The organism is Caenimonas terrae (genome assembly GCF_042655405.1).
GTDB lineage: Bacteria > Pseudomonadota > Gammaproteobacteria > Burkholderiales > Burkholderiaceae_C > Ramlibacter > Ramlibacter terrae_A.
In genome coordinates, this window is the sequence record NZ_JBHSMF010000018.1 from 1 (window position 1) to 5423 (window position 5423).

Genomic DNA, 5423 nt, shown 5'->3' on the forward strand with positions numbered 1-5423 from the left:
CCGAGCGGGTTCATTAAAAATATACAGCCGATAAGCGTGGGCGTTTGAAGGCGATTGCCAAGTTCTTCGGAACTAAGTCGCAAGACTTTAAACGCTCATGAGAATAGAAGTGAAGTTCACTTCAATTCCGTTTTTATGAGTTGCTTCGAGAGAAGCGAAAAAAATCAAGATCGAACTGTAGAGTTTGATCCTGGCTCAGATTGAACGCTGGCGGAATGCCTTACACATGCAAGTCGAACGGCAGCACGGGAGCAATCCTGGTGGCGAGTGGCGAACGGGTGAGTAATACATCGGAACGTGCCCAATCGTGGGGGATAACGTAGCGAAAGCTACGCTAATACCGCATACGATCTACGGATGAAAGCGGGGGATCGCAAGACCTCGCGCGAATGGAGCGGCCGATGGCAGATTAGGTAGTTGGTGGGGTAAAGGCTCACCAAGCCTTCGATCTGTAGCTGGTCTGAGAGGACGACCAGCCACACTGGGACTGAGACACGGCCCAGACTCCTACGGGAGGCAGCAGTGGGGAATTTTGGACAATGGGCGCAAGCCTGATCCAGCCATTCCGCGTGCAGGATGAAGGCCTTCGGGTTGTAAACTGCTTTTGGACGGAACGAAAAGCCATTTCCTAATACGGGGTGGTCATGACGGTACCGTCAGAATAAGCACCGGCTAACTACGTGCCAGCAGCCGCGGTAATACGTAGGGTGCAAGCGTTAATCGGAATTACTGGGCGTAAAGCGTGCGCAGGCGGTGATGTAAGACAGATGTGAAATCCCCGGGCTCAACCTGGGAACTGCATTTGTGACTGCATCGCTAGAGTACGGCAGAGGGGGATGGAATTCCGCGTGTAGCAGTGAAATGCGTAGATATGCGGAGGAACACCGATGGCGAAGGCAATCCCCTGGGCCTGTACTGACGCTCATGCACGAAAGCGTGGGGAGCAAACAGGATTAGATACCCTGGTAGTCCACGCCCTAAACGATGTCAACTGGTTGTTGGGTCTTCACTGACTCAGTAACGAAGCTAACGCGTGAAGTTGACCGCCTGGGGAGTACGGCCGCAAGGTTGAAACTCAAAGGAATTGACGGGGACCCGCACAAGCGGTGGATGATGTGGTTTAATTCGATGCAACGCGAAAAACCTTACCCACCTTTGACATGTACGGAATTTTCCAGAGATGGATTAGTGCTCGAAAGAGAACCGTAACACAGGTGCTGCATGGCTGTCGTCAGCTCGTGTCGTGAGATGTTGGGTTAAGTCCCGCAACGAGCGCAACCCTTGTCATTAGTTGCTACATTTAGTTGGGCACTCTAATGAGACTGCCGGTGACAAACCGGAGGAAGGTGGGGATGACGTCAAGTCCTCATGGCCCTTATAGGTGGGGCTACACACGTCATACAATGGCCGGTACAAAGGGCTGCCAACCCGCGAGGGGGAGCTAATCCCATAAAACCGGTCGTAGTCCGGATCGCAGTCTGCAACTCGACTGCGTGAAGTCGGAATCGCTAGTAATCGTGGATCAGAATGTCACGGTGAATACGTTCCCGGGTCTTGTACACACCGCCCGTCACACCATGGGAGCGGGTTCTGCCAGAAGTAGTTAGCCTAACCGCAAGGAGGGCGATTACCACGGCAGGGTTCGTGACTGGGGTGAAGTCGTAACAAGGTAGCCGTATCGGAAGGTGCGGCTGGATCACCTCCTTTCTGGAAACTGCAATTTAATTTAAACGCCCACACTTATCGGTTGTTGGAAGGATGTCGCCAACGACGCCAGGCGCTGTGCTTGGTCAGTAAAGCGACCGGCTCGGGTCTGTAGCTCAGTTGGTTAGAGCACCGTCTTGATAAGGCGGGGGTCGGTGGTTCGAGACCACCCAGACCCACCATTCCTCCAAAGACGTGTTCCTGGGGGATTAGCTCAGCTGGGAGAGCACCTGCTTTGCAAGCAGGGGGTCGTCGGTTCGATCCCGTCATCCTCCACCATTTCCAAACGATACTTATTTGAATCAACTCCAAAGCTGCTTGCGGGCAGGCTGTTTTGGAGTTGACCCGGGATCTCCCGGATCAATCGGCTGTTCTTTAACAATTCATAGAGTTGAATCAGCGTTGCTGGTGGAAACTGCACATTCGTAAAGGTTTCGTGCAGACCGTGCCATCAGCAACAGAATTAATTTTGATTGCGTCAAAATGAACTTCAATTTCGAAGCAATTCGATTGAGAAGTACGGCATAACGCGCCAGGTGAGAGACCTGGCAATTCCTTGAAACGATTTTGCTTCTCGCAAGAGAGGTCAAAGTTATAGGGTCAAGTGAATAAGAGCATATGGTGGATGCCTTGGCGATTACAGGCGACGAAGGACGTGATAGCCTGCGATAAGCTTCGGGGAGCTGGCAAATAAGCTTTGATCCGGAGATTTCCGAATGGGGAAACCCACCTCGCAAGAGGTATCGCATGATGAATACATAGTCATGCGAGGCGAACCGGGTGAACTGAAACATCTCAGTAGCTCGAGGAAAAGACATCAACCGAGATTCCGAAAGTAGTGGCGAGCGAAATCGGAAGAGCCTGCAAGTGATAGCACAAGACTTAACGGAACAGCTTGGAAAGGCTGGCCATAGCGGGTGATAGCCCCGTACGTGAAAAGACCTGTGTGGTACTGAGCTTGCGACAAGTAGGGCGGGACACGTGAAATCCTGTCTGAATATGGGGGGACCATCCTCCAAGGCTAAATACTCGTAATCGACCGATAGTGAACTAGTACCGTGAGGGAAAGGCGAAAAGAACCCCGGGAGGGGAGTGAAATAGATCCTGAAACCGTATGCTTACAAAAAGTAGGAGCCTCGCAAGGGGTGACTGCGTACCTTTTGTATAATGGGTCAGCGACTTACATTCAGTGGCAAGCTTAACCGAATAGGGAAGGCGTAGGGAAACCGAGTCCGAATAGGGCGTCCAGTCGCTGGGTGTAGACCCGAAACCAAGTGATCTATCCATGGCCAGGATGAAGGTGCCGTAACAGGTACTGGAGGTCCGAACCGACTAGTGTTGCAAAACTAGCGGATGAGCTGTGGATAGGGGTGAAAGGCTAAACAAACTTGGAAATAGCTGGTTCTCTCCGAAAACTATTTAGGTAGTGCCTCAAGTATTACCTTCGGGGGTAGAGCACTGTTTAGGCTAGGGGGTCATGGCGACTTACCAAACCTATGCAAACTCCGAATACCGAAGAGTACAGCTTGGGAGACAGAGCACCGGGTGCTAACGTCCGGACTCAAGAGGGAAACAACCCAGACCGCCAGCTAAGGTCCCTAAAACGGGCTAAGTGGGAAACGAAGTGGGAAGGCTAAAACAGTCAGGATGTTGGCTTAGAAGCAGCCATCATTTAAAGAAAGCGTAATAGCTCACTGATCGAGTCGTCCTGCGCGGAAGATGTAACGGGGCTAAGCCAGTTACCGAAGCTGCGGATTTGCAATTTATTGCAAGTGGTAGGAGAGCGTTCTGTAAGCCTGTGAAGGTGCGTTGTAAAGCGTGCTGGAGGTATCAGAAGTGCGAATGCTGACATGAGTAGCGTTAAAGGGGGTGAAAAGCCCCCTCGCCGTAAGCGCAAGGTTTTCTACGCAACGTTCATCGGCGTAGAGTGAGTCGGCCCCTAAGGCGAGGCAGAGATGCGTAGCTGATGGGAAACAGGTCAATATTCCTGTACCGATGTGTAGTGCGATGTGGGGACGGAGAAGGTTAGCTCAGCCAACTGTTGGATATGTTGGTTCAAGCCTGTAGTCGTGCCTGGTAGGTAAATCCGCCGGGCTTAGATGAGGGGTGATAACGAGGCTGCTTGCAGCCGAAGTGAGTGATACCCTGCTTCCAGGAAAAGCCACTAAGCTTCAGCTACACACGACCGTACCGCAAACCGACACTGGTGCGCGAGATGAGTATTCTAAGGCGCTTGAGAGAACTCAGGAGAAGGAACTCGGCAAATTGACACCGTAACTTCGGAAGAAGGTGTGCCTTTAGTAGGTGAAGGGATTTACTCCCCTAGCCCAATGAGGTTGCAAAAAATCGGTGGCTGCGACTGTTTAATAAAAACACAGCACTCTGCAAACACGAAAGTGGACGTATAGGGTGTGACGCCTGCCCGGTGCTGGAAGATTAAATGATGGGGTGCAAGCTCTTGATTGAAGTCCCAGTAAACGGCGGCCGTAACTATAACGGTCCTAAGGTAGCGAAATTCCTTGTCGGGTAAGTTCCGACCTGCACGAATGGCGTAACGATGGCCACACTGTCTCCTCCTGAGACTCAGCGAAGTTGAAATGTTTGTGATGATGCAATCTCCCCGCGGAAAGACGGAAAGACCCCATGAACCTTTACTGTAGCTTTGTATTGGACTTTGAACAGATCTGTGTAGGATAGGTGGGAGGCTTTGAAGTAGGGTCGCTAGATCTTATGGAGCCAACGTTGAAATACCACCCTGGTGTGTTTGAGGTTCTAACCTAGGCCCGTTATCCGGGCTGGGGACAGTGCATGGTAGGCAGTTTGACTGGGGCGGTCTCCTCCCAAAGCGTAACGGAGGAGTTCGAAGGTACGCTAGTTACGGTCGGACATCGTGACGATAGTGCAATGGCATAAGCGTGCTTAACTGCGAGACTGACAAGTCGAGCAGATGCGAAAGCAGGACATAGTGATCCGGTGGTTCTGTATGGAAGGGCCATCGCTCAACGGATAAAAGGTACTCTGGGGATAACAGGCTGATACCGCCCAAGAGTTCATATCGACGGCGGTGTTTGGCACCTCGATGTCGGCTCATCTCATCCTGGGGCTGTAGCCGGTCCCAAGGGTATGGCTGTTCGCCATTTAAAGAGGTACGTGAGCTGGGTTTAAAACGTCGTGAGACAGTTTGGTCCCTATCTTCCGTGGGCGCTGCAGATTTGAGGAAGCCTGCTCCTAGTACGAGAGGACCGGAGTGGACACACCTCTGGTGTATCGGTTGTCACGCCAGTGGCATTGCCGAGTAGCTAAGTGTGGAAGAGATAACCGCTGAAAGCATCTAAGCGGGAAACTCGTTTCAAGATGAGATCTGCCGGGGCCTTGAGCCCCCTGAAGAGTCGTTCAAGACCAGGACGTTGATAGGTCAGGTGTGGAAGCGCAGTAATGCGTTAAGCTAACTGATACTAATTGCTCGTGCGGCTTGACCCTATAACTTTGATCAATCGATCAGGGTGTTATGCCAAGTTGACGCATTCAAAATAAGCGCCGCCGCAAGGCGCGCCGGAAGCTGATTCCAAACTCTATGAATTCGTTGTGTTGACCATCAGGTCAGCTCAACACAAAAGTTATGCCTGATGACCATAGCGAGTTGGTACCACTCCTTCCCATCCCGAACAGGACAGTGAAACGACTCAGCGCCGATGATAGTGCGGGTTCCCGTGTGAAAG

2 tRNA genes and 3 rRNA genes are annotated in these 5423 nt (G+C 51.8%); all 5 read left to right on the top strand.

Going from position 1 to position 5423, the window contains the following annotated elements:
* Window positions 1–172 precede the first annotated feature (172 nt).
* Window positions 173–1707 (top strand): 16S ribosomal RNA (locus tag ACFPOE_RS23945).
* Between the two features lie 102 nt (window positions 1708–1809).
* A tRNA-Ile gene (locus tag ACFPOE_RS23950) sits at window positions 1810–1886 on the top strand.
* Window positions 1887–1907: 21 nt separating this feature from the next.
* A tRNA-Ala gene (locus tag ACFPOE_RS23955) sits at window positions 1908–1983 on the top strand.
* Between the two features lie 319 nt (window positions 1984–2302).
* Window positions 2303–5184 (top strand): 23S ribosomal RNA (locus tag ACFPOE_RS23960).
* A gap of 142 nt (window positions 5185–5326) precedes the next feature.
* A 5S ribosomal RNA gene (rrf, locus tag ACFPOE_RS23965) occupies window positions 5327–5423 on the top strand; the annotation flags it as partial.